This window comes from Brachybacterium halotolerans (genome assembly GCF_016623465.1).
GTDB classification, from domain to species: Bacteria; Actinomycetota; Actinomycetes; order Actinomycetales; family Dermabacteraceae; genus Brachybacterium; species Brachybacterium halotolerans.
On sequence record NZ_JAEDAJ010000001.1, the window covers coordinates 764,041 to 788,745 of the forward strand.

Below are 24,705 nucleotides of genomic sequence, written 5' to 3' on the forward strand. Positions count from 1 at the left end.
GGGCGCGCGGATGTGCGCGGTCGAGCCCCTGGATGCCCTCACCAGGGTACCCGCCCTGCCCAGCAGCCGCGGATCACGCACCGTCATCGCGATCGCTGATCGGCGCTCCGTCCCGGCGCTGTTCTCCCAGCGACCCGCGACCCGCTCGTCAGGACAGCGGGACTCCGCGTCCCTCGAGCACGCGCCGAGCCATGACCGCGCCGGGCTCGGCGGCGCCGTCCTCGCCGTTGCGAGGCCACAGGTGCGCGTCGATCCCGAGGGCGCGCGCCGCCTCCACGTTCTCGGCGCGGTCGTCGAAGAACACGACGTCGCCGGGGCGGGCCACTCCCCCGGTCTCGTGGGCGAGGACGTCCAGCAGGATCCGGTAGATCTCCGCGTCCGGCTTGACGGCCTCCTCCTCGGCGGAGATCACGGCCAGGGTGAAGGCCTCGAACCAGTCGGCGCGGCGCACGTCCTCGCCGAAGGCGGCCGAGGCGTTGGACAGCAGCGCCATCCGCATCCCGTTGCGGGCGAGGTCGTGGAGCAGCTCGCGCGAGCGCTGGTCGAGCTGCAGGAAGTAGCGGTTGTCGGCGCTCTGCAGCTCGCGCACCTCGGTCTCGGTGAGGTTCTCGATGCCCGCGGCGGCGGCCACCCGGCCCCAGTACTCGGCGGCGACGATGCGGCCCGCGTCGTAGTCGCCGCGATGCTCCCAGAGCGCCTCCCCGACCGCCTCGGCATCCCCGCCCAGCAGCTCGTGGATGGTGGGCACCGGATCGTGCCCGGCGCTGAGCACGCCTCCGAAGTCGAAGACGACGGTGATCCGCTTCGGGTCCGCGGCGGAGGTGCCGCGCCTCTTCCTGCTCATGATCGACTCTCCTGTGCTGCGCTCGTGCTCGGATGCTGGTGCACGGACACTCACCCGCAGGTGGGCAGGCCCTTGGTGCTGTGGTCCTTCGCGATGGTCTGCACGGCGTGCAGGGCCCCGTCGAAGTCCTCGACCTTCACCACCTGCAGCCCGTCGGGGACGTGCCCGACGACCTCGTCGCAGTTGGAGGCCGGGGCGAGGAAGTAGTCGGCGCCGGAGTCCCGCGCGCCGACCATCTTCTGGCGGATCCCGCCGATGGCGCCGACCTTCCCCTTCTCGTCGATGGTGCCGGTGCCGGCGATGTCCTGGCCGCCGGTGAGGGCGCCGGGGGTGAGCTCGTCGTAGATGGACAGGGCGAACATGGTGCCGGCGCTGGGACCGCCCACGTCGCCCACGCCCAGGTCCACGTCGAAGGGGAACTCGAAGCCGTCGGCCAGGATGATGCCCATGCGGGCCTTGCCGTCGACGTCGCGGGTGGGGACCTGCAGGTCGAGCTTCTTGCCGTCGCGCTCGACGCGCATGGAGACCTTGTCCCCCGGCGTGGTCTTCGCGGCGAGCGCGCGGTAGGCCTCCGCGCTGTCGGCGCTCGCGCCGCTGATGGCCAGGACGCGGTCTCCGGGCTTCAGCACACCGTCGGCCGGGGAGCCCTGCTCGACGCCGGAGACCTGCACGGAGTCCTCGTGGTCGATGCCGAGCTCGTCGAGGGCGACGACGACGGCCTCCTGCTGGGAGCTGCTCATCTGGACGGAGTTCTCCAGCGTGGTCTCCTGCGCGGTCTGGTCCTCGGGGAAGACGAGCTCGCGCGGCAGCACCGAGCGGGTGGGGTCGAACCAGGCGCGCATCACCTCGACCGGCGTCACCGGGTAGCCGGGTCCGCCGTCGACCGAGACGGTGGTCATCATCAGCGACCCGTCGGTGGGGTAGGTCTTGTGGCCTTCGATGGAGAGCACCTGCTTGTCGTCGTACTTCCCGAGGACGTCGATCGCGGGTCCGGGCTGCTCGACCACGTAGGGCACGGGCACGAACATGGCACCCAGCAGCATCGCGCAGACCACGAGGAGACTGCCGGCCGCGAGCCGCGGGTGGGCGAAGGCCTCGCCGCCGAGGAACCGGGTGACGCGCCCCATGCGCGGTTCGCCGCCGGGCGTCCCATCGGCCGACGGCCCGCCGACCGGCTGCTCACCAGCGGACGCCTCCGTCCCGGCGTCGGGTGCGGCGGGGTGCGAGGGCTGCGCGCCGTCGGGCGTCGGTCCAGGGTGGCGGGAGGTCACCGGACCATTGTGCCGCACATGCCCTGACCGGTCCGTGGCGGGGACCGCTCCGTGGCCTGGACCGCTCCGTGCCCGGGACCGCTGGGCAGCGGGAGGCGGCTTCGACGCCCTGAGCGAAACTGAATGCCCGCCCGATGCGTCCTGGATCCGGCTCGGTACGCTGATCACGACGTTGATCCAGGCCGCACCGGCCGCGAGAGCGCGGGCGGCCGCACCCGGAGGTGCCCCATGACCGAGAACCCGACACCCGACGACGACGCCCTGCGCCGCTTCCTGGAGGAGGCCCTGGGCGGCGCGATCCCCGAGGGCGCCCTGGACGGCGTGGACCTCAGCGAGCTCGCCAAGCAGGCGAACCTCCCCAGCGACCCGGCGATGCTCAAGGCCGCGGCCGCCCAGATGCAGCACGTGCTGAACGCCCAGGGCGAGGGGCCCGTGAACTGGACGCTCGCCCAGGACCTCTCGCGCCGCACCGCGCAGGGCACGGTCCAGGTGCCGGGCGCCCCGGCGCCCGCCGGCACGCCCGGCGATCCCTCGCCGAGCGACCAGCAGATCAAGGAGCTCGAGGAGGCGGCGAACATCGCCTCGCTCTGGCTGGCGGATGCGATCTCCTTCGACCTGCCCTCCCGCCCGCTCGAGGTGTGGACCCGCGGCACCTGGCTGCACCGCACCCAGGAGCGCTGGCAGTCGATCGTCGAACCCGTCGCGAAGTACATGGCCGGCGCGATCGGCGAGGCCATGACCGCGCAGATGCAGCAGGCCGAGCTGCAGTTGCCCGGGGACCCCGGCCAGATGATGGAGCGCATGGGCGGCACCTTGTTCGGCGTGCAGTTCGGCCATGCGATCGGCTCGCTCGCCCGCGAGGTCTTCGGCACCACGGACCTCTCCCTGCCGCTGGGCCCCGAGGGCCGGCCCGCGCTGGTCGCCGCGAACGTCGCCGACCTCGTGGAATCCCACGGGCTGGACGCGCCGGCCGCGAGGATCTTCCTGGCCGCGCGCGAGCTCGCCCACACCGCGCTGTTCTCCTCCGCGTCCTGGCTGCCGCGCGCCCTGTTCTCCGCGATCGAGGACTACGCGCGCGGCATCACCCTGGACCTCGATGCGCTCGACGAGATGGTGCGCGACCTGGACCTCTCTGATCCCTCGGCGCTGCAGGCCCGTCGGCCCGAGGAGATGTTCGTCTTCACCCGCCGCGCCTCCCAGGAGCGCGCCCTCGAGGAGCTCGCGACGACGCTCGCGCTCGTCGAGGCCTGGGTCGACCACGTGACCTCTCAGGCCCTGGCCGGGAAGCTCCCGCAGCTCGACGCCCTGCGCGAGGTGCTGCGCCGACGCCGCGCGAGCGGCTCGCCGGCCGAGGAGATGCTCTCCAAGACGGTGGGCATCGAGCTGCGCCCGCGCCGCGTGCGCGAGGCGCTCGCCTGGTGGGAGAGCGTGCTGGACACCGAGGGCGAGCAGGCCCGCGACGGCAAGTGGGCCCACCCCGATCTGCTGCCCGACGTGGCCGTGCTCAGCGGCCGCCCGCAGGCCCCTGCGTCCGACGCGCCCGCCCTCGCCGCCGACGGCCAGAGCGAGGAGGCCGAGGAGGCCATGGCCCTGCCCGACGACATCGACGCCGAGCTCGCCAAGCTCCTCGACGAGGCCGGCTCAGCCGATTCCGGGCCCGCGGACGGGTCGGAAGGGTCCGCGGACGGCTCGGACGGGACCTCGTCGGACGGACCCGCGTCGGACGGCTCCTCCCCCGACGACTCCCCCTCGGACGATGACCCGCGCTCCTGACCCCACGGCCCCCGCGCTCACGGCGCGCGCTCTCGAGGAGCTGCGCGCCGCATCGGAGGTCGCGATCGATCCGGCCGTGCGCGCGGACTACGTGCATCTGCTCGAGGCGATCCCCGATGCCGTGCTGCGCGACGGCCCGGCGCTGGCTGCGGAGGGCGGGTCGCTGCACCTGACGGCGAGCGCCGTCGTGCTCGACGGGCCGGCCGAGAACCTCGCACTCGTCTGGCATGCGCGCGGCCGCTGCTGGGTGCAGCCCGGCGGGCACCTCGAGGCCTCCGATGCGTCGCTCGAGGCGGCGGTGCGTCGTGAGATCGCGGAGGAGACCGGCCTGGGCGCGGAGACCGGACCGGGGGCCGACGCACGCCTCGAGCTGGTGGGGCCGGGCCCCGCGCTGCTCGAGGCCCATGACCTCGCCTCCACGTTCGGTGCGTGCGGCGGTCATTGGGACGTCGTGCTCGTGCTGCGCGCTGATGCCGCGGCCGCAGATATGCCGCTGAGGGCGGAGAAGCCCGGCGCGCCCACGCCCGTGTGGGTCCCCTGGCCGCGGATCGAGGGCCCCAGCGGCGGCTTCTCCCGCCGCGTCCCGCTGCCGGCCGACGCCGCGTCCGACATGCCCGAGATCCTCGAGCGCCTCGCGCCCTATCTGGACGAGTTCGCCGTCGAGCCGTCAGGGGACACCGGACCTGCCTCGGGCTGAGCTCCGTCGGCCGATCGCGTCCCGTCCGTCGGCCCCGCCGATCAGTCGACGCCGTCGGCGGCCGTCTCGCGACCGGGCGGGCGGGATCCTTCCGCTCCCGGCTCCGAGGGGCCCTCGTCTTGGCCCTCCCATGTCCCGCCGCCGGTGCCGTACTGCTGGGCGAAGGAGACGCCCTCGAGGAATCCGCGCGCGTGGGCGGTGCGGGGATAGTTGTCCACGAGGGCCCAGAACTCCGCCGAATGGTCGTCGACCAGCAGGTGTGTGAGCTCATGGACCAGCACGTACTCGAGCACGTGCTGGGGCATCGGGCGCAGGCGCGCGGACAGTCGGATCTCCCCCGTCGAGGAGGTGCAGGATCCCCAGCGGTGCTGCTGGCGGGTGGACCAGGCGACCGAGGTGGGACGCGCGCGACCGCCCAGGTGCGCGTCGGAGAGCCGGCGCGCCAGGCGCATGAGGTCCTCGTCGCTGCTGCGGGCGGGACCGCGGGCGAGCTCCTTGCGCTGGAGCTGATCGATCATGCTGCGAACCCAGTGCCGTTCCTGGCGGGAGCCGAAGGATGCCGGCATCGAGATCACGAGATCGCCCTCGCGGCGGGTGATGGAGACGGTGCGGCGGCGACGGGCGGAACGGCGCACGAGGACTCGCTCCCCCTGCGGGCCGCGGACCCCCTCGTGCTCGGTGAGCTCTGGCATGGAGACAGGATCTCAGAAAAAATTCTGGGATCGGCGTGTCGTCCCCAGCTGTGCATGACGAGCGTGCACGTCAGTCCTCCCCAGTGCTCGCGCGTCCTCTCGTCGTCCACAGAGGGGCGCGGATCATGCACCGTCCGTCCACACGATGAGGCGGCTTGTCCACAGCGGATCCACTGGACTGCCTTTGACCCGCACCCGGCCAGCGGCTAGTTTCGTACGTCAGTGGAGCCCCGGGATAACGGGCATGGTGCGTACGGGGAAGGTGCACACGATGCTGAGCGCCCCCGGGGCTCCACGAGAGACGCAGAGCATCTCCCGCACCCCCGCGATCCCCCGTCGTCGCGGGGGTGCGTCTTTGCGCCGACGGCGGCGCGCGGCGCGCACCCGTCCGGCAGTCCGAGGCCTGCGACACCACCTCGCGACACCCCCTGGTGTCGATTCCGTCCCTGCCCTCCCGGACCTATACAGTGTCGGGGACGACCTCGCAGGGCCCGGCCGTGATGTGCGATGCCGGGGCCGCGGGGGCAAGAGAAGGAGTGAACATGGCTGACGAGAAGTACAGCGGCGAGTTCTACTGCGTGAAGTGCCGCGAGAAGCGCGAGGCCACGGGCGACGTCGTCGTCTCGAACGAGCGTCGCATGGCCAAGGCCGTGTGCCCGGTCTGCGGCACCAAGCTGAACCGGATCCTCGGCAAGGCCTGATCAGCCAGGATCGAAGGGATCCGCTCCGCGCGGATCCTGCGGCGAGCGCCCAGCGCTCGCGTCTCAGGGGCGGCCCACCATCTGGTGGGCCGCCCCTGACGCTGTGAGGGCGCATCCGCGCGCCGGCACGCAGCCGCGTGCGGTCCCCGGGCGGGCACGCGCGTCGCCTGTCAGGCGGCGTTCTTGCGGGGCCGTCCGCGTCCGCGCTTGAACGCGATGACGGCTCCGTTCTCGAGGATCTGCCCTCCCCAGACGCCCCAGGGCTCGCCCCGGTCGAGGGCGCCCTCGAGGCAGACCGCCCGCAGGGGGCAGTCGGCGCAGAGCACCTTCGCGGACTCGAGGTCCGCGGGGCGCTCGGAGAAGAACAGGTCTGCCGCCTCGATGTCCTGGCAGGGCAGGATCGCCGAGGACGCGGCATCGTGCCGGGTATCGGTGATGGTCGTGGAGTCACTGCGGGTGAGGACGTCTGTCATCGTCTCGCTGCTTCGAAATCGTCGTGGTCGAGGAAGGGCGGGCGCAGCAGTGCGCTCTCGCCGGAGGGGGCGGCAGATCGAGACGGATGGGTCCCGATCAGATCAAGCCGTCAGCCCCTTGGGTCGATAGACCCGCTCGTTCAGGAGAGCGGGCGCCGCGAGAAGGGCGGCGTCGGACCCGGTGAAGCCGATCGGCTCGATCTGCGTCTTCCATGTGGTCATTGACGACACCCCCTTCCTGTGCGCGCGCCCCGGTCTCCCGGACCACGTCGTGGACGATGAACGAGAACAGACTACACGCCCTCGAGATCCGCGACACCTATTTTTTGACCTGCGGTTTCGTGCTGGTCAGCGGTGGCTCGCGAGGATCTCGAGGAGCTCCTCGCCGAAACGCTGGCCCTTCAGCGGGCCGACGCCGGGGACATGCACGAGTGCATCGAGGTCCGATGGTGCGCGCTCGGCGATCGCGGCGAGCGCGGCGTCGGTGAGCACCGAGTAGGCGGGGACGCCGAGCTGCGCGCTGCGCTGGCGGCGCCAGAGCCGCAGCTCGTCCAGCACGCTCTCGTCGTGGCTCGGCGGGCAGGCGACGTGACGTCCGAGCCGCTGCTCGCCGGGGGTGTTCAGGTTCTTGCCGCACGCACGGCAGCTGCTGAAGGTGGTCGCGCCGCGGCGGCCGGTGCGGCGGGCCTGCGGCCCTTTCGCCGGAGTCCTCTCGGCGGGCTGGAGCAGGCCGTCGAGGAAGCGCGAGGGCTTGCGCGAGCCGCGGGAGCCCGCGCTGCGGGCGGCGGCCCAGGAGATCGTCAGCAGGTCCTTCGCGCGGGTGAGCGCGACGTAGAAGAGGCGGCGCTCCTCCTCGACCTCGGCGGCGGTCTGCGCCATGGAGATGGGCAGCAGCCCGTCGCTCGCGCCGATGAGGAACACGACCGGCCATTCGAGGCCCTTGGCGGCGTGGACGGAGGCGAGGGTGACGCCGTCGACCGTGGGGGCGCTCTGCGCCTCGGCACGCTCCTCGAGCTCCCGCACCACGTCCGCGAGGGTCGCGCCCGGGCGGGCGAGGATCGTGTCCGTGAGGCCGACCAGGGCGTTCAACGAGTCCCAGCGCTCGCGCACGGCACCGGTGGTCTCCGGTGCCTGCGCGCTCCAGCCGAGCCCGCCCACCACGTCGCGGACGGCCCGCGCAGGGTCCTCCGGCTGGACGCGCGCGGCGGCGCGCAGCGCGACCATGGCGCGGCGGATCTCCTGGCGCTCGAAGTACTTGTCGCCCCCGCGCACGAGGTACCCGATGCCGCGGGCGGTGAGGGCCTGCTCGACCGCCTCGGACTGGCTGTTGGTGCGGAAGAGCACGGCCGTCTCCGCGGCGCTGCGCCCCTGGGAGACGAGGTCGGCGATGCGCTCGGCGACGCCTTCGGCCTCGGCGACGTCGTCGGGATAGGACTCGATGACCGGCGGTGGGCCCTCGGCGCGCTGGGAGGCGAGGGTCAGGCGGTGATCGCGCGTGCGCCCGCGCGCGCCGTCGAGCACGGTGTTGGCCAGCCGCACGATCTGCGGCGTGGAGCGGTAGTTGCGCTCCAGCCGGATCACCAGCGCCCCGCGGAACTCCTTGGGGAAGTCCAGCAGGTACGAGGCGCGCGCACCGGCGAACGTGTAGATGGTCTGGGCGGCATCGCCCACCACGCACAGGTCGCCGCTGGTCCCCAGCCACAGGCGCAGCAGGGAGTGCTGGAGGGCGGAGACGTCCTGGTACTCGTCCACCACGAAGTGCTTGTACTGGCCGTGGACCTCGCGGGCGACGTCCGGCCGCTCGGTGAGGAAGCCGACCATATGGAGCAGCACGTCCTCGAAGTCGATGACGCCCTTCTCCTTCTTCACCTCCTCGTACTGGGTGAGGATCCGGGAGATCGATCGCGAGTCGAAGCCCGCGACGCCGGGCCGACGGGTCGCCGCGGCCGCCTCGGGGTAGCTCTCGGGCGTGAGCATCGAGACCCGCGACCATTCGACCTCGGAGACGATGTCGCGCAGGGCGGCACGGTCCACGCTCATGTGCAGGCGCTGGCAGGCCTCCGCGACGCCCGCGTACTTGTTGGCCATGATCTCGGGCACGGGGCCGCCCACCACGCGCGGCCAGAAATGGCGGAGCTGGCGCAGGGCCGCGGCGTGGAACGTGCGGGCCTGCACGGCGGGCACGCCGAGGTCGCGCAGACGCGAGCGCATCTCCGCGGCGGCCTTCGCGGTGAAGGTCACCGCGAGCACGTGCCGGGGGTTGAGCCGGCCGGTCATCACCCCGTAGGCGATGCGGTGGGTGATCGCGCGCGTCTTGCCGGTGCCGGCGCCGGCGAGCACGCACACGGGCGCGTCGAAGCTGCGGGCGACCTCCCGCTGCTCGGGGTCGAGCGCCTCGAGCACCGCCTCGGCGGTGAGAGGCGGGGCGGACTCGTCCACGGGGCCCATGGTGTCGGTGTCGGACTGGTGCGCGGTCATCGCCTCCCAGTCTGCCAGCGCCCACCGACGCGCGAGGACGCGCTGTGGACCGCGACTCGCTGGGGAGGGACCGCCGGGCCCCGTCGTCGGGAGCGCCCGCGACCGGCCGCCGTCGACGGATCGGCCGCGGATCAGCCCTCGTCGATGGGACCGCCGTACCAGTCCTCGACGAGCGCGCGGCCGACGGACGCGACGTTCGGCACCTGGATCTCGCCCGCGGCGACCGCGGCGGTGAGCTCCTCGCGCGTGAACCAGCGGGCGGAGGCGAGCTCGCCGTCGGCCAGCACGATCTCCTGGCCGTCGGCCGCCCAGGCGCGGAAGGCGAGCATCAGGGAGCGCGGGAAGGGCCAGGGCTGGGAGCCGACGTACTCGACCTCCTCGACGACGAGGGAGACCTCCTCGGCGACCTCGCGGGCGACGGCCGCCTCGATCGTCTCCCCCGGTTCGACGAAGCCGGCGAGCACGGAGTGGAACCCGCTGCGGAAGCTCGCGTTGCGGGCCAGCAGCAGGCGGTCCTGCTCGTCCCGCACCGCCATGATCACGGCCGGATCGGTGCGCGGGAAGTGCTCCGTGCCGTCCTCGGTGCAGACCAGCACCCAGCCGCCCAGCCGCGCCTCGAGCAGCGCCCCGCACAGGGGGCAGTGGCGCATCGAGCGGTGCCAGGACCCCATCGCGACCGCCGCGACGGCGAGCGCGGCGTCCTCAGGTCCGAGGTCGCCGACCACGCGCCGCAGGTCGCGCATGTCGCGGCCCGGATCGTCGAGCTCGGCGCTGGGCTCGGGGAGCTCCACGGCGATGACGCGCCTGCCCTCGCGCTGCCCGAGGTAGACGGCGGAGGCGCTCTGGTGGCCGCGGGGATCGGCCTCCTCGAAGACGGGGACCAGACGGCCCTCGCCGTCCTCGAGCATGCTCGCCGCGCCCGAGCGAGTCACCAGGAAGACGGCGTCCTCCCCCGCGTCGAGCACGTGGGGGTCGGAGCGGCGCAGGGCGCCACGATCCAGATCATGCCGGGTCAGAGGGGTCTGCAGCTGGGGTCCGCGCACTCGCACCATGCGATCAGCGTAGAGCCATCTCACACCCGCGCGTCGACGCGTCCGGGAGCTCGTGCGCGCGCATCGCGGACGCACCGTGTGTCCGCCGCTGCTCCCAGCCGACGGCCGGGTACGGTGGATCCGTGCGCCACAACTCCTACTCCCTGGCAGCCTTCGCCGCCGCCTCGGTCCCCGGCTTCGAGCCCGCGCGGACCGTGGCGATCCCGACCCCGCAGGACGACGTCGACGTCGCCGGGGTCATCAGCCAGGAAGGGCGCAAGGTCCTGGTGACCTGCCCGCGCACCACCGCCGGCGGCGTGCGCCTCGAGAAGGAGCTCAGCATCTCCGGCTCCCTCGCCCAGCACGCGCTGAGCGACCTGGTGCCCGCCGTGCTCGGATCCGTGAAGCTGCCCGAGGGCGGCCGCGCCGCCGTCACGGAGGTGCACGAGGGCGCCCCGCTGCTGCTGGACCTCCTGGACCGCGACCGCGCCCTGGTCACCTCGCTCGGAGAGGTGATCGCCCGGATCCACCGCGTCCCCGCGCACGTGGTCGAGACCGTCGGCGCCGAGGCGTACACCGCGCAGGCGCTGCGCGAGGCCCACCGCGCGCAGCTCGCCCGCGCCCGCGCGCTCGAGACGATCCCCACCGCCGTCCTCCAGCGCTGGGAGACCCTGCTGGCCGACGACGGCCTCTGGGACCTCCGGCCAGTGGTCGTCCACGGCGACCTCTCCGAGGAGAGCCTGTTCTTCCACGGCTCGAGGATCACCGGCGTGCGCGGCTGGGACGCGGCGCGCATCGGCGACCCGGCCGACGATCTGGCCTGGCTCGCCTCCGCGCTCGAGGCCGAGGCCTTCGACGACCTGTTCTCCGCCTACCGCAACGCCCTGGGCACGCCCGTGCACCCGCGGCTGCTCGAGCGCGCCCATGCCGTGGGCGAGTTCGCGGTGATCGACTGGCTGCTGCACGGCATCGAGGCCGAGGACGACGTCATCATCGAGGACGCCCGCGGAATGCTCCGCGACCTCGAGTCTGACCTCTCGCAGATCGCGAAGGACCAGGCCGAATCGGCCTACCACTCCCTGGACGTGCACGACGGCCTCGCCTCCGCGCCCTCTCCCCTGCCGTCCTCGGCCGCCTCGCCCGCCGAGTCGGGCTCCGCGGTCTCGGCCACGGAGGGGTCGGCGCCCGAGGAGCCGGCGCCCGAGGAGCCGGACCACGAAGAGTCGGACCACGGGGCTTCGGATCTCCAGGGATCGACCTCCGAGGATCGGGCCGGCCAGTGGGACGCCACCGGCGGCCCGGTCCGCCGCGAGAGCCCGTCCGACGACGCACCCGAGGATCCTCGGGCCTTCTGAGCCCGACCGGGACCGTCCTCCGGGCCGGCGCCGCGCGCCGACCGGCCCACCCGGTCCGTCGCGTCGGGCACCATTCAGGTTCGCCCGCACGCGCCCTGCGCATGACGCGTCGGCCCCGTCGCCTCCGCTCACCGGCGGACGTATTCGCGACCAAGGTCTGATCCCCCGGGCGCGGAGTGGTGGTGTGCTCGTACTCGTGCAGTCGATGCCGCCCGCTCCTGCTCCGGGATGCTCCGTCATCGAGATCGTCCTTCTCCGGGATCCGGCGCCGGCGACTGTCCCTGCCCCATCGGGCGGGTCCGGTGCGCGCCGCGCACTTCTCGAGAACGCGAGAGGCAGACAACGATCATGCGATCCCTGAACCGTCGAGAACTGCTGGGAGGCGGCATCGGACTCGCCGCCGCGACCGCCGCCACGTTCGCCAGCACCGCTCCGGTGCTCGCGGAGGGCTCCGCGAAGGGCCTGGGCCCGAAGAACTGGAAGGCGCTGGACGAGGAGCTGCGCGGCAGCGTGCTGCTGCCCGACGACCACGATTACGCCGCGGACAAGAAGCTGTTCAACCCCGCCTTCGACTCCCGCAGCCCGACCGCGGTGATCCGGCCGCGCTCCCGCGCCGACGTCGAGCGCGTCATGGAGTTCGCCCGGGTCCACGGCCTGAAGGTCTCCGCGCGCGGCGGCGGGCACTCGTACGTCGGCGCGTCCGCGACCGACAGCACCGTGACCCTCGACATGCGCGACTACCACGGCCTCTCCTACTCTGCGAGCACGAAGCACGTGACCGTCCAGGCGGGCGCGGACCTGTACTCGGTGCACGAGGCGCTCTCCGCGCACGACCGCATGATCCCGACGGGCACCTGCCCGACGGTGGGCGTCGTGGGGCTCGCGCTCGGCGGCGGCATCGGGGTCGACACCCGCAGGTACGGGACGACGAGCGACTCGCTGGTCTCCGCCCACGTGGTGCTGCCCGACGGGAGGACGGTCGTCGCCTCCGCTGACTCCCGTCCGGACCTGTTCTGGGCGCTGCGCGGCGGCGGAGGCGGACTGAACGGCGTGGTCACCGACCTCACCTTCGCGACGCATCCCATCCATGCACAGGCCAGCTTCGCCCTGGTCTTCCCCGCCTCGGCCGCGACGAAGGTCATCACCGGATGGGCGTCGTGGCTGAAGTCCTCCGGCGGCAGCCGCTGGGCGAGCGTGAAGATCAGCACCGACGGGCACGGCACGATGAAGGTGAACGTCATCGGCGTCGCCTATGCCGATGACGCCCGCGACGCCGTGAACTCGCTCGCGAAGGCCACCGGCACGCGTCCCGACAGCGCGACGTACAAATCCCGCTCCCACATGGACCTCGTCGACTACCTGGGCGGCGGGAGCACCTCGGACCGCGAGATCTTCGCTGCCGGCACCGACGTGCTGCGCAGCGTCGGCTCGAGCACGGCCGAGGCGATCGTCGCGGCCGTGAAGAAGCGCTCGACGTCCGGGCAGAAGACCGCGGCGATCCTCGATCCCCTCGACGGCGCCGTCCACGACGTGAAGCGCTCCGGCACCGCGTTCCCGTGGCGCTCGCAGACCGCTTCGCTGCAGTGGTACGCGAGCCTGACCTCCACCTCGGGCCTGACGTCCGCGAGGTCGTGGGTCGAGGCCTCGCACAAGGGCGTCGCCTCAGCCAGCAGCGGCGGATACGTCAACTACCTCGAACCCGGCGACACCGCGAAGCGCTGCTTCGCCGACAACGCCGCGAAGCTCGCGCAGATCCGCTCGCACTACGACCCCAGCCACCGGATCACCTGCGGGCTCGAGGTGTGAGCTCGGGGGCTACGGCCGCCCCGCCGACGGGGTGTCCGACGGCGGGGTGTCCGCCGGCGGGGCGTCCGTCGAGGTGGGGTCCGACGGCTCGCCCTCCGCGAGGAGCATGTGCTCGAGGGCCCGGCGCGAGGGGTGGCGGCGCACCTCGTCGGTCCTGCCCGCGGAGACGTAGAAGAACACGGTGCGGATCCGCGACAGCGGCAGGCCCGTGCGCTCGTGCCAGGCCAGGCGGTACACCGACAGCTGCAGGGCGCGGGCGCGCCGACGGGCGCCGGTGGGCGGCGCCCCGGTCTTCCAGTCCAGGATGACCACGCCGTCCTCGGACTCCGGATCGGGGAACACGGCGTCGATGACGCCGCGGATCGCGAGCGGTCCGATGCGCGTGGTCACGGGCTCTTCCACGGCGAGAGGCACCTGCTGGGCGTAGGGCGAGCGCTCGAAGGACTCGCGCATGCGGGCCAGCGCCTCGGCGTCCGAGAGGTCCCCGTCGGCCATGCCCGCGGGGTCCGCGTCGGGCGCATCCGTGAGCGGAGAGTCCTCGAGGTCGGCGAGCTCGGTGAGGTCCTCGAGGTCCAGGAGCGCACCGCCCTCGAGGCGCTGCTCGAGCCATGCATGGAAGGCGGTGCCACGGCGGGCCGAGCGCGAGGGCCGTCGCGGCAGCGGCCGCAGCATCGCCCGGGCCGCCGCCTGCGGGTCCTGGGCGCGGGCGACGATCTGGGAGGCCGAGAGCCGTGCGGGCGAGCGCACCGTGAGCTGAGCGCGGCGCTCCGCGAGATCCGCGAGGACCCGGCGGGTCTGCTCGGCCAGCGCGGCGTCCTCGGGGAGATCCGGCAGTCGCCCCTCGGCAGCGGCGCGCACGAGCGCCTCGGCATCGGCGCGACGGTGCTCCGCCTCCCCCGGCGCCGGCGGCCAGGAGGCCTCGAACAGCCGCGCGTCCAGCGGGTTCGTCTCGGGGACCTCCTCGATCTCCTGGAAGCGCTCGGGCACCAGGGGCAGCGCCTCGCGCAGGTAGCGCGAGCGCGGCCGGGGCCTGGCCGCGCCGGTGCGCCACGCGCACGAGCTGAGCAGCAGGTCCTCCCGCGCCCGGGTGACCGCGACGTACATCAGCCGCCGGTCCTCGCGCAGGGACTCCTCGCCCTGGGCGAAGCGGAACTCCTGGACCAGGGACTCGGCGTCGACCTGGGTGTCGGCGCTCGCCCAGTCGAGCTGCGGCAGGATGTCGGCGTCCCCGCGCAGGGAGCTGGGGATCGAGGCATCGGCGAGCTTCCCGATCCATCCGGAGTCCGCCACGCGCACGGTGCCGTCCTCCGTGGTCTTCGCGCGGCGCAGGTCGTAGGACGGGACGGAGCCCTCGCTGAGCCCGGCGACCGCGACCAGGTCCCATTCGAGGCCCTTGGCGGAGTGCATGGTGACCACCGTGACCGCATCGGGGTCGGGGTCGGCCTGGCCCGCTCCCATGGCGAGCCCCGCCTCCTGGTCCTCGCTGATCTCGAGCAGGGCGAGGAAGGGGCCCAGGCCCGGACGCTGGGCGGTGCGCTCGAAGGCCGCCGCGTGCTCGCGCAGCGCCGGGAGCCCGCCGAGGGGCGGGTCGGCAGGCGACTGAGAGAGCAGGGTGAGGTCGAGGCCCAGCGCGCGCACGGCCTCCTGGATGAGGTCGGGCAGAGGCAGCGCCAGACGCCGCCGCAGGGCGCGCAGGATCCCCTGCAGGTCGCGCAGGCGCTCACGGGCGGTGGGGCTGAGGGAGCGTCCGTCCGGGTCGGTCCAGTCCGGGGCGGGGAGATCGTCGACCGCGTCGATGAGGGTCATCTCGTCGGCTCCGTCGGCCCCGCCGACGCCCGTCGCCCCGGTACCCGCCGCGCTGCCGCCCGCCGCACTGCCGCTCCCCTCGGCGCCTGCGCCGACGGTGGATCCTGCGACCGCTGCGGCGCGACGACGCCGTGCCGCGAGCTGCTCGCGCCAGCGGCCGAGGACGGACATGTCGCGCGCGCCGAGGCGGAAGCGGGGCCCGGCGAGCAGACGCATGAGCCAGTCGCCGCGCCCGGGGTCGTGGACGCATTCGAGGAGGGCGCGCACGTCGGCCACCTCGGGCCGGTCCAGGAGTCCGCCCAGGCCCATGACCTGCACGGGGAGTCCGGTTTCTTCGAGAGCCTCGACGATCGGAGCGATCTGCTTGCGCGCGCGCACGAGCACGGCGGCGCTCGGCAGCGGCTCCGATCCTGCCTCGCCCGCCGTCCCGGACGGGTGAGACGTCGCATCCGCGGCACCGCCGGCCCGTCCGCGCCGCTCGAGGATCCAGCGGGCGATCGCCCGCGCCTCGGAGCGCTCGTCGGCGGCCTCGTGGACGTGCACCGTCCCTTCGCCGGCGCCCGGGCGCACCTGCAGCTCGGGGATGGCGATGGCCGTCGAGGCGCTGCGCAGCGGGGCGGCGATGCGGTTGGCGACGTCAAGGACGGCGCGGTCGTTCCGCCAGGAGGTCGACAGGGTGCGCTGCAGCACCGGTGCGGCGGGGGCGTCCGGTGAGTCAGGGGTCGCGAAGGCCCTCGCGAAGCCGTCGAGGGAGGCGGCCGACGCGCCGCGCCATCCGTAGATCGCCTGCTGGGGGTCGCCGACGGCGCACGCGGCATGGCCGGGGCCGAAGAGGTCCGCGAGCATGCGCAGCTGGGCGACCGAGGTGTCCTGGAACTCGTCGAGCAGCACCACGGGGTGCAGCTCGCGGGCCAGACGGCCGGCCTCGGGCACCTCGCGGGCGATGCGCGCGGCCAGGTGCACCTGGTCGGAGAACTCCAGGGCGCTGCGCTCGGTGCGGATCGCGGCGAAGCGTTCGAGCAGCGGGATCAGCTCGAGCCGCTGCTCGCACGCGGAGATGACGGCGGCGACGTCCTTGGGTGTCGTGCGTCGGCGTCCGCTGACCTGGAGGGGGATCTGGCCGAGGTGGTCGCGGATCGCGCGCAGCTCGGCGGCGAGCTTCTCGGGTCCGACGAGGTGGTCCGCGAGCGAGGACGTGAGCGAGACGAGGGCCGCGGTGAGCGAGGCGGGCGAGGCATCGAGGTCCAGGGAGTCGTCCGTCGCCTCGACGAGCTCATGGGCGAGCTGCCAGGCGGCCGAGGGCGACATCATGGAGAACTCGGGGTCCAGCCCCACGCGCAGCGCGTGCTCGCGCACGAGGTCGAGGGCGAAGCCGTTGTAGGTGTGGACCTGGACCTCCTGGCCCAGCAGGTCGTCCCCCGCCCGCTCGAGGCCGCGCGGGACGGGCAGTCCTTCGGCGCGCAGCGCGGTCGCGAGGGTTCCGAGGCGCCCGGTGATGCGCTCGGCCAGCTCGTGGGCGGCCTTGCGCGTGAAGGTCAGCCCCAGCACCTGCCGGGGTTCGACCAGGCCGTTCGCGATCAGCCAGACCACCCGCGAGGCCATCGTCTCGGTCTTGCCGCTCCCCGCCCCGGCGACGACGAGCATCGGGGCGAGAGGCGCTTCGATGACGGCGATCTGCTCGTCGGTGGGCGCGGGCCGGTCCATGAGGGCGGCGAGGCGAGCCGCGCTCAGACGGGTCGTGTTCACAGCTCGGCCCCCTCGGCCCACAGCGGGCAGATGCGGCGCACCGCGCAGGTGTCGCAGTGGGCGTTGCGGCGGGCGGTGACGCGCGCGCCCGAGACCTCGCGGGCGGTGTCCTCGACGACGGCCTCGAACCAGTGCGGGTCCTCGGCCGTGCCGAGCGCGCTCTGGGTGCGCAGCACGGGTTTCGCGGTCCCGGTGCCGACGTAGACGAGCTGGGCCCCGGCCAGGCGCTCCGGGGCGTCCGAACCGAGGGCCTCGGCGAGGGCACCGGAGGCGACGGCGCTCTGGTAGGCGCCCAATTGCAGGTCCTCCTCGACGTCGGCCGCCTTCTTCGCCGCGCGGCCCGTCTTGAGGTCGACGATCCTCAGCGAGCCGATGTCCTTCCGGGCGGGGCTCTGTCCGGCGCCGGCCGGTTCGGCTCCCTCCTCGGCGCTCTCCTGGGCGCCCGCCTCAGCGCTCGCCCGCGTCTCGCCCTCGATGCGGTCGATCGCGCCGCGCAGCACGACGTCGCCGAGGGTGACCTCGAAGGGCGCCTCGATCGCGGCCGCGGGCGGCGCGGTGCGCAGGTAGTCCTCGAGCAGGCGCACGGAGTCCTCGGCGCGGCGCAGGGTGCGCCTGCCGGACCACGTGTCCTCGAGCTGCAGGGGTCGCAGCAGCATGTGCAGGCGCACCACCACGTCCTCGACGCGGTCGGGGGCCACGCCGGCGGGGCTCTCCTGGGCGAGGCGATGCACGGCGGTGCCCACGAGCTGTGCGGGCCCGGAGGGCTTCGAGCCGCCCGAGCGCTCGAGGAGCCAGGCCAGCGGGCACGCGTGGGCGCGCTCGAGGGCCGACGGGCTGAGCCGCACCTGCGCGCCGCTCTGCCGCACGGGCTCATCGACGCTGGGATCCTGGTGGTACCAGGTCGTCGGGTCGGTGCCCGGCACGCCCTCCGCACGCAGGCTCTCCAGGAGCACAGCTGCCTGCGCGCTCGTCCCGCTCCCCTGGGTCTCCTCCGCGTCCAGCAGGCGACGGCGCAGGGCGGCGACCAGGCGGCGCGCGTCGGGCGCCGGTCCCGGGTCCTCGGTGAGGACGGCGGGGTCGAGCCAGCCCTCGCCGGCGCGGGACTGCAGAAGCGGGACCAGGGCCGACGGCGCGACCTCCCCGCCGTCCACCGCGGTGACGAGGACGCGCTCGCGCGCCCGGGTGAGGGCGCTGAGGGCGAGGCGGACCTCGTCGGCCACGACGCTCTCGCGCTGGACGGCGCGCAGGGCCGCGGGTTCGAGCGGCAGCTCCTCGCCGTCAGGCCTCGAGCCGAGCAGGCTCAGCTCAGCGGCGCCGAACAGCGTCGAGCGCAGGCGGACATTGGGCCAGGTGCCCTCCTGGACGCGCGCGAGCACGACCGTGTCGCGCTCGGCGCCCGCGAGCTGCGCGGGGGTGAGCACGGCGACGCGCCCGGCGGCCTCGGCGCACGGCGCGAGGGTGTCCTCGGCGACGGCTTGAGTGCGGATCTGGTCGATGAAGACGAGCGCGTCGGCCTGGCCGCGACGCTCGGTGAAGCGGTCGACGGCGGCGAACAGGGCGCCGACCGCGTCGAGGCGGTGGGAGGTGAGACGGGCGCGGGCGCCGTCGACGTCCTCCGCGTCCTCACTGAGCGCCGCGCGCTGCCAGCCCTCGGCCAGGTGCGCGGCCTCCCAGGCGGCCCAGAGGGCGTCGGCCGCGGCGGGAGCGGGTCCGAGCTCGCGCACGGCGCGGATCATGCGGCGCATGCGCAGCACGGGGGTCGCGGTGCGGCCGCCGTCCTCGAGGCCCGCGGGGGCCTGCTCCGCCACGAGCGCTCGGGCGAGCAGGTCGCTCGAGCCCACGGGCGCCGCGGGGCCCTCACGCGCTTCGGGGGCCGGTGCTGAGGACTCGGCCGACGCGGCGGTCTCGGCCGACGCGGCAGTTTCGGTCGGCGCGGCGGTCTCGGTCGGCGCGGCGCGGCGGGCGTCGAGCAGTGCGCGGCGGATCCTGCGCAGGCGCAGGTCATCGGCGTCCCCGTAGGGTCCGCGCAGCAGCTGCGCGGCCTCGGCCGCCGTCAGCGCGGGAGCGAGGTCCTCCCCTGCGGGATCCGTCGCGGGACGGGCACCGGATGCGGACGCAGGCCCGAGCGCCGGGCCGCTCACCGCGAGCTCGACGATGCGCAGCAGGTCGGTGACCACGGGCTCCTCCCGCAGGGCGGGCAGGCGCTGCGGGGTGGTGACGGCGAGCCCATGGCGGGCGAGCATGTCGGCGACCTCGCGCACGATCCCGCCCGAGCGGCAGATCACGGCCATCTCGTCGTAGGGGACGTCCCCGCGATGGTGCAGATCGCGCAGGGCGCCCGCGATCGCGCGTCCCTCCTCCTCGGGGTCCGAGGCGGTGAGCACGGAGAGCCCTGCGGGGACGGCGCGCTCCGACGGGCCCGAGGACGGCTCCCCAGCGGGCCGTCGCACCTCGGCGGGTGCGCCGGCCAGCGGGAGCCGTCCGCGCAGGGCGTCGAGGGCGGCGCGGGGAGCCGCCGAGCGGTGGGCGGAGGTGAGCAGGACGGTGCGGGCGGAGCGCGGGAGGCCTGCCTCGATGCGCGCCGCGGCGTCGGCCACCGCTCCGCGGAAGGAGTCGACCATCACGTCGGGGCAGGTGGTCACGAGCACCCGGGAGCCGGCCCGGGCCAGCGCGAGGACGAGGGAGACGCCGGCGACGGTGAGGTCCTGGGCGTCGTCGACGATCACGGCGGCTGGCAGGAGGCGCGGATCGAGCCGCTCGACGAGTCGGGCGGCGCGGCGCACGAGCGCGCCGGAGTCCAGGCGGGGCCCGGCGTCGAGCGCGGCCTGGGACTGCAGGTCGAGCACGTCGAGGTATTCGCGGAGGATGTCGGCGGCGTCGAGCCAGGCGGCGCGGCCCCGATGGTGGCCCAGCCGGCGCAGCGCCGCGGGGCCGATGCCGAGCTCCTGGGCGCGGGTGATGAGGTCGCGCAGCTCCGTGCGGAAGCCCGCGAGGGTGCGGGTGGCGGCGTCCACGTCGAGCGACCAGTCGGCGCGGTCGAGGACGAGGTCGCCCAGCAGCGCGTCCTGCTCCGCGCCGGTGACCAGCGTCGGCTCCCCCCGGCCGTCCTCGAGCGCGGCGGCGCGCACCAGGGCGAACCCGAAGGCGGGAGGGGTCGCGACGCGCACCGCGGGGCCGCGCGCATCCGAGGCGCCGCCCGCCAGGGCGACCGCGTCGCGCAGCGGATCGGCCGCCGCACGACGGGGTGAGAGCAGGAGGATCTCCCGGTGCTGGTCCCAGTCGCGCCCGTCGGCCGTGCCGCGGGCGTCCTCGTCGCCCGGCGCGTCCCGTTGTTCCTCGTCCTGTTCGCGATCCTCCTCGCGCGCTCCCCCGTGCGCCTCGGCGCCCGTGCGCGCGAGGGCGGCGGCGAGCGCGAGGGCCGTGCGTCCTGTGCCCGGTGCGCCGTGGACGAGCACATCGCTCCCGCCGAGGAACGCGTCCAGCGCCTCGCGCTGCGTGGGATCCAGGTCCTGGGGGCGCAGCAGGGCGGGCAGGCGCCGGGGGTCCGGCGGCAGCACCCGCAGCTCGCCGATCCCTGGTCCCGCCTCCGTCTTCTGCACGTCGTCCAGTGGACCACAGCGGGCGGACATCCGAGGCCACGGACGAGGCCCGCGGGCGCGGGACGACGCGCGATCCCGGCAAGCCCGGCTTACCGGACAAATGCCCTAGAATGTCCCGTGCAGGTCGTGCGCGAGGGGTCGCGACCGCGCATCGACATGAGGGCCGAGGGTCGTCCTCTGCCGGGAGGAGCCACAGATGGCACGGTCCACGCAGCGGATGCCGAAGTCGGAGCGCCGTGCGCTGGTCCTCGCCACAGCCACCGACGCCTTCGTCGCGCACGGCTTCCGCAGCACCTCCATGGAGGACATCGCGCGCGCCGTGGGCGTCACCAAGCCCGTCCTGTACCAGCACTTCGACTCGAAGGAAGCGCTGTATCTCATGGTCGTCGAGGGCGTGGGCGCCCGCGTTCTCGCCGCCGCCCGCTCGCTGCCGCCGCTGACCGGGGACACCCAGGAGCGCGCGCGAGGAGCGATCCGTCGCGTGCAGCGTCTGGCCGACGACCATCTGGGCGTGCGCCTGCTGCTGAGCGAGGAGTCCGTGTCCCGGCCGGTGAGCGCCCTGGTCTCGGTCTTCCGCACCCAGCTCGCGCGCACCCTCGCCCAGGCCCTCGTGCACCGCCCCGTCCTGCCCGACCGCACGGCCGTCCTGCTGGGCCGCTGCCTGATCGCCCTCGCGGCGGGCGACGTGCTGCGCCCCGAAGGGACGGGGGCCGATGGCCCGGAGTGGACCGACCCGGAGGGGGCCGACCCGGCGGCGACTGCCGCGGACGGGACTGCCGCGGCAGGAGCCGGACCGCCCGGTCCGGCGGGCCCGTCGGCTGCGGAGCTCGACCTGCTCTCGCGGTTCGTGGCCTCGGGCATCGCCGGTCTCGAGGAGGACTCTCCGGCGGCCGACGGGGCGCACGAGCTGGTCTGAGACCACGTGGCGGACGCCGCCCCCTCCCTCCGTGATTCCGCCGACGGCGGATTCACCCCAGAGCGCACCGCACAGGGCCCCGGGACCCGCCCGTGGCGAGGCATCCGGCGATAGACTCCCGGATCGACCGCACGCACGAGGGAAGGACCTCACATGGACATCCGCATCGGCATCCAGCACGCGCCTCGCGAGCTCGTGATCGAGACCGAGGAGAGCGCCGAGTCGGTGCAGGCCGCTCTCGAGACCGCCCTGGGCGACGGCTCGATCGCGACTCTCAAGGACTCCAAGGGCGGCACCGTCCTGGTGCCGGGCGCGAAGATCGCCTACGCCGAGATCTCCAGCCCCACGCAGAAGCGGGTCGGCTTCCTGGGCTGAGTCCAGCGGCGACCGCGTCGAGCAGCACGGCCGACGGCAGCAGGGCGGAGAGCCCCTGTCGTCGGCCGTCGTGCGTCCTGGCCCGCCCAGCCCGTCTCCGCCGTCGTCCCACCCCGCCGTCGGCCGACCCCGCCGTCGGCCCGCCCCGTCGTCGGCCCGCCCCGTCGTCGCCCCCTCCATCGGGCGACGGGGCGCACAACGCTACGATGGCAGTGCACCACTTTGATCAGAGAGATGAACTGTGCCCGAATCCACCCCGCACACCCCTGAGGCCACCGGCGCGATCGCGCCCGACACCCCGGCCTCCTCCATCGCCGTCGAGCAGAGCTCCGGCACCCCCGATCCCGAGGCGACGGCCGCTGCGGCCGCGCCCGCCGAGGACACCGCTCCGTCGCAGACCTTCGCCGATTTCGACGTCCGCGAGGACATCGTCGAGGCGCTGGCCGCGAAGGGGATCACCCACCCGTTCCCGATCCAGGCCATGACCCTGCCGATCGCCCTCAAGGGGCGCGACATCATCGGCCAGGCGAAGACCGGTACCGGCAAGACCCTGGGCTTCGGCATCCCGATGCTCCAGAGCGTTGTCGCCCCCGGCGAGGACAACCCGCAGAGCCGACCCGTCGGCAAGCCGCAGGGCCTCGTCGTGCTGCCCACGCGCGAGCTCGCGGTCCAGGTCGCCTCCGACCTGCAGGCGGCCTCCGCCAAGCGTCCCGTGCGCCTGCTCACCATCTACGGCGGCCGCGCGTACGAGCCGCAGATCGAGGCCCTGGACAAGGGCATCGAGATCGTCGTCGGCACCCCCGGTCGCCTCATCGACCTCATGCGACAGGGCCACCTGGACCTCTCGCAGGTCCGCACCGCGGTCCTCGACGAGGCCGACGAGATGCTGGACCTGGGCTTCCTCGAGGACATCGAGAAGATCCTCAAGGCCGTCCCGACGACGCGCCAGACGATGCTGTTCTCCGCAACGATGCCCGGTCCGATCATGGCCCTGGCCCGCCGCTTCATGAGCCGGCCCACGCACATCCGCGCCCACGACCCGGGTGACGCCTCGCGCACCAAGGCCGACATCAAGCAGGTCATCTACCGCGCCCACCAGCTCGACAAGATCGAGGTGCTCGCGCGCATCCTGCAGGCCCGCGGACGCGGCCTGACGATCGTGTTCATGCGCACCAAGCGCCAGGCGGACAAGGTCGCCCACGACCTCATGGACCGCGGCTTCGCGGCCGCCCCGCTGCACGGCGACCTGGGCCAGGGCGCTCGCGAGCAGGCCCTGCGCGCCTTCCGCACCGGCAAGATCGACGTGCTCGTGGCGACCGACGTCGCCGCCCGCGGCATCGACGTCGAGGACGTCACGCACGTCATCAACTGGAACTCCCCGGACGACGACAAGACCTACCTGCACCGCACCGGCCGCACCGGGCGCGCAGGCAAGAAGGGCACCGCCGTGACCTTCGTGGACTGGGAGGACCTCGCGCGCTGGGCGCTCATCGCCCGGCAGCTGGGCCTGGAGTCCACCGAGGCCGTCGAGACCTACTCGACCTCCGAGCACCTGTTCACCGACCTCGACATCCCGACCGACGCGAAGGGCACCCTCCCCAAGGAGCGGCGAACCCGCGAGGGCCTGGACGCCGAGGAGATCGAGGACCTGGGCGGTCCCGAGTCGCGTCGCGAGGACTCCTCGCGCGGCGGCCGGGGGCGCGAGGGCGGCGGTCGCGGCGGTCGCGATGAGGGCCGACGCGGTGGTCGTGGCGAGGGCGGACGCGGAGAGGGCGGTCGCGGTGGACGCGGCGGTCGCTCCCGCGGCGACTCCGAGCGTCCGGCCCGTGCCGAGGGCTCCGGCGAGGGCTCGGACGCCGAGAAGCCGGCGCAGGACCGGCCGCGCCGCTCGCGCAGCCGCACCCGCACCCGTCGTGTGAACGGCGAGGTCGTCTCCGGCTCCGAGAACGGCGGCGCCTCCGGCGGCTCCGCGACCAGCGGTCCCGACAAGGGCGGCCGCGACGGCGAGGAGTCCTCGCGCCCGCGTCGTCGGCGCTCCCGCGGAGGCCGCGGTCGTCGCCAGGGCGACCAGGGCGAGCAGAGCAGCACGGGCGGGCGCTCCGAGTCCGGCCCGGAGTCCTGACCCGGCTCCGATGACCTCCCCCGCCTGCCTGATCCTCGGCGGCACCGGCACTCTCGCCGCTGCCGCCGAGGATCTCGCACGTTCAGGGGTCGATGTCACCGTCACCTGCCGTCGTCCCGAGCTCGCCCCGCGGCACTGGACCGCGCTCGGCATCCGCGTGCTCGCCCTCGACCGGGACGACGCACCCGGGATCGACGCGCTCGTCGGGGACGGCGTCGACGGGATCGTCGACGGCCAGTGCTACACCCCGGACCATGCGGCCGCCCTCGCCCGCTGGTCGCGTGCGAGCGGAAGCACGATCATGCTGTCCTCCCGCGCCGTCTACGTCGATGCCGCCGGCCGTCACGCGAACTCCGAGGAGGCGCCGCAGTGGCCAGGTCCCACTCCGGAGACCACCGCGACGATGGAGCACCACGGCGAGCCGTACGCCTCGCGCCTGGGCTACGGGGCGAACAAGGCGCAGGCCGAGCGGGTCCTCGCCGCGGACGGGGAGCGCGTGAGCGTGCTGCGGGCGGCCCGCATCCACGGCCCCTCGACCCGCCGCGTGCGCGAGTGGCCGCTGGTGCGCTCCGTGCTCGAGGGCGCGCGGGAGATCGCCGTCGCGCGGGCCGATGAGATCGGCACCCTCACCTCCACCGCGTCCCTCGCGCAGGCCCTCGCCGCGTGCCTGCGCCGGCCCGGTTCCCGCGTCGTGAACGTCGGCGACGCGCCCGCGGTGACGAACCTCCAGGCGGCCCGGATCCTCACCGGCGCACTCCGGGACGGCGGCACGACCGCGACCGGTCTCGCGGTGCGCCCTGCCGCACCCGGCGAGGCGGGCGCGCTCCCGGGGGCCTGGGCCACCGGGCAGGAGCTCGACCTCAGCACCCTGCGCGAGCTCGTCGGCCCTCCCCCGGAGCCTGCGGCGACGCTCGCGCGGACGGCCCGGTGGGTGCGATCGATCGCCCGACGCGGGGCCGACGGCGCCTGGGAGCTGCCCGACCAGTTCGACGGAGGCTGACCCCTCGGGCGGCGGCCCCG

17 protein-coding genes are annotated in these 24,705 nt (G+C 74.2%); 9 read left to right on the plus strand and 8 right to left on the minus strand.

All coding sequences use genetic code 11. The features are described 5' to 3' along the window. Window positions 1–148 precede the first annotated feature (148 nt). Together I8D64_RS03440 and I8D64_RS17545 are read right to left on the minus strand one after the other, a co-directional pair. Window positions 149–844 carry an HAD family hydrolase gene (locus I8D64_RS03440; protein ID WP_200501062.1) on the minus strand — a complete coding sequence of 232 codons (696 nt, stop codon included), beginning with the start codon at window positions 842–844 and terminating at the stop codon, window positions 149–151. Window positions 845–894: 50 nt separating this feature from the next. After that, window positions 895–2,115 (minus strand): YlbL family protein, encoded by a 1,221-nt coding sequence (locus tag I8D64_RS17545; RefSeq protein ID WP_343068411.1) that lies wholly within the window; start codon window positions 2,113–2,115, stop codon window positions 895–897. 228 nt (window positions 2,116–2,343) lie between these two features. Here I8D64_RS17545 and I8D64_RS03450 point away from each other — a divergent pair, with 228 nt between their 5' ends. Together I8D64_RS03450 and I8D64_RS03455 are read left to right on the plus strand one after the other, a co-directional pair. Beyond that, the gene (locus tag I8D64_RS03450; protein WP_200501063.1) at window positions 2,344–3,888 is read left to right on the plus strand and encodes a zinc-dependent metalloprotease; all 1,545 of its coding nucleotides are present in this window, start codon (window positions 2,344–2,346) and stop codon (window positions 3,886–3,888) included. Continuing rightward, complete coding sequence (locus I8D64_RS03455; RefSeq protein WP_200501064.1) at window positions 3,872–4,585, plus strand: NUDIX domain-containing protein; 714 nt, start codon at window positions 3,872–3,874, stop codon at window positions 4,583–4,585. The genes I8D64_RS03450 and I8D64_RS03455 overlap by 17 nt, the downstream gene beginning before the upstream one ends. A 41-nt stretch (window positions 4,586–4,626) precedes the next feature. Here I8D64_RS03455 and I8D64_RS03460 read toward each other — a convergent pair whose 3' ends face one another. Then, the gene (locus I8D64_RS03460) at window positions 4,627–5,277 is read right to left on the minus strand and encodes a M48 family metallopeptidase (protein WP_200501065.1); all 651 of its coding nucleotides are present in this window, start codon (window positions 5,275–5,277) and stop codon (window positions 4,627–4,629) included. Window positions 5,278–5,819: 542 nt separating this feature from the next. Here I8D64_RS03460 and I8D64_RS03465 point away from each other — a divergent pair. Further along, window positions 5,820–5,978, plus strand: a complete 159-nt coding sequence (locus I8D64_RS03465; RefSeq protein WP_193636287.1) for a DUF5679 domain-containing protein — start codon at window positions 5,820–5,822, stop codon at window positions 5,976–5,978. Between the two features lie 170 nt (window positions 5,979–6,148). Here I8D64_RS03465 and I8D64_RS03470 read toward each other — a convergent pair whose 3' ends face one another. The 3 genes from I8D64_RS03470 to nudC form a co-directional block, all read right to left on the minus strand. Continuing rightward, entirely contained in the window at window positions 6,149–6,451 is a 303-nt protein-coding gene (locus I8D64_RS03470; protein ID WP_200501066.1) for a WhiB family transcriptional regulator, read from the minus strand. 348 nt (window positions 6,452–6,799) lie between these two features. Next, window positions 6,800–8,929: an ATP-dependent DNA helicase UvrD2 gene (locus I8D64_RS03475; protein ID WP_425490259.1), complete on the minus strand. Its 2,130-nt coding sequence runs from the start codon at window positions 8,927–8,929 to the stop codon at window positions 6,800–6,802. Window positions 8,930–9,060: 131 nt separating this feature from the next. Continuing rightward, window positions 9,061–9,981, minus strand: coding sequence for an NAD(+) diphosphatase (gene nudC, locus I8D64_RS03480; protein ID WP_200501067.1), 921 nt, complete (start codon window positions 9,979–9,981; stop codon window positions 9,061–9,063). A gap of 122 nt (window positions 9,982–10,103) precedes the next feature. On the opposite strand from nudC, the gene I8D64_RS03485 reads away from it, so the two are divergent. Both I8D64_RS03485 and I8D64_RS03490 read left to right on the plus strand, forming a co-directional pair. After that, window positions 10,104–11,315, plus strand: coding sequence for a phosphotransferase (locus I8D64_RS03485; RefSeq protein WP_200501068.1), 1,212 nt, complete (start codon window positions 10,104–10,106; stop codon window positions 11,313–11,315). Window positions 11,316–11,663: 348 nt separating this feature from the next. Beyond that, complete coding sequence (locus I8D64_RS03490; protein WP_200501069.1) at window positions 11,664–13,121, plus strand: FAD-binding oxidoreductase; 1,458 nt, start codon at window positions 11,664–11,666, stop codon at window positions 13,119–13,121. Between the two features lie 9 nt (window positions 13,122–13,130). On the opposite strand, the gene I8D64_RS03495 is transcribed toward I8D64_RS03490, so the two are convergent. Then, window positions 13,131–16,673: an ATP-dependent helicase gene (locus I8D64_RS03495; RefSeq protein ID WP_343068412.1), complete on the minus strand. Its 3,543-nt coding sequence runs from the start codon at window positions 16,671–16,673 to the stop codon at window positions 13,131–13,133. Further along, window positions 16,670–20,272, minus strand: a complete 3,603-nt coding sequence (locus I8D64_RS03500; protein WP_343068413.1) for a PD-(D/E)XK nuclease family protein — start codon at window positions 20,270–20,272, stop codon at window positions 16,670–16,672. The genes I8D64_RS03495 and I8D64_RS03500 overlap by 4 nt, the downstream gene beginning before the upstream one ends. Before the next feature lie 196 nt (window positions 20,273–20,468). Here I8D64_RS03500 and I8D64_RS03505 point away from each other — a divergent pair, with 196 nt between their 5' ends. The 4 genes from I8D64_RS03505 to I8D64_RS03520 all read left to right on the plus strand — a co-directional run bounded on the left by I8D64_RS03505 (window position 20,469) and on the right by I8D64_RS03520 (window position 24,685). Further along, entirely contained in the window at window positions 20,469–21,188 is a 720-nt protein-coding gene (locus tag I8D64_RS03505) for a TetR/AcrR family transcriptional regulator (protein WP_200501071.1), read from the plus strand. A gap of 153 nt (window positions 21,189–21,341) precedes the next feature. Further along, the gene (locus I8D64_RS03510; protein WP_152353481.1) at window positions 21,342–21,563 is read left to right on the plus strand and encodes a DUF3107 domain-containing protein; all 222 of its coding nucleotides are present in this window, start codon (window positions 21,342–21,344) and stop codon (window positions 21,561–21,563) included. 241 nt (window positions 21,564–21,804) lie between these two features. Next, window positions 21,805–23,685 carry a DEAD/DEAH box helicase gene (locus I8D64_RS03515; protein ID WP_200501072.1) on the plus strand — a complete coding sequence of 627 codons (1,881 nt, stop codon included), beginning with the start codon at window positions 21,805–21,807 and terminating at the stop codon, window positions 23,683–23,685. Window positions 23,686–23,695: 10 nt separating this feature from the next. Further along, complete coding sequence (locus tag I8D64_RS03520; protein ID WP_200501073.1) at window positions 23,696–24,685, plus strand: NAD-dependent epimerase/dehydratase family protein; 990 nt, start codon at window positions 23,696–23,698, stop codon at window positions 24,683–24,685. Window positions 24,686–24,705: the final 20 nt, after the last annotated feature.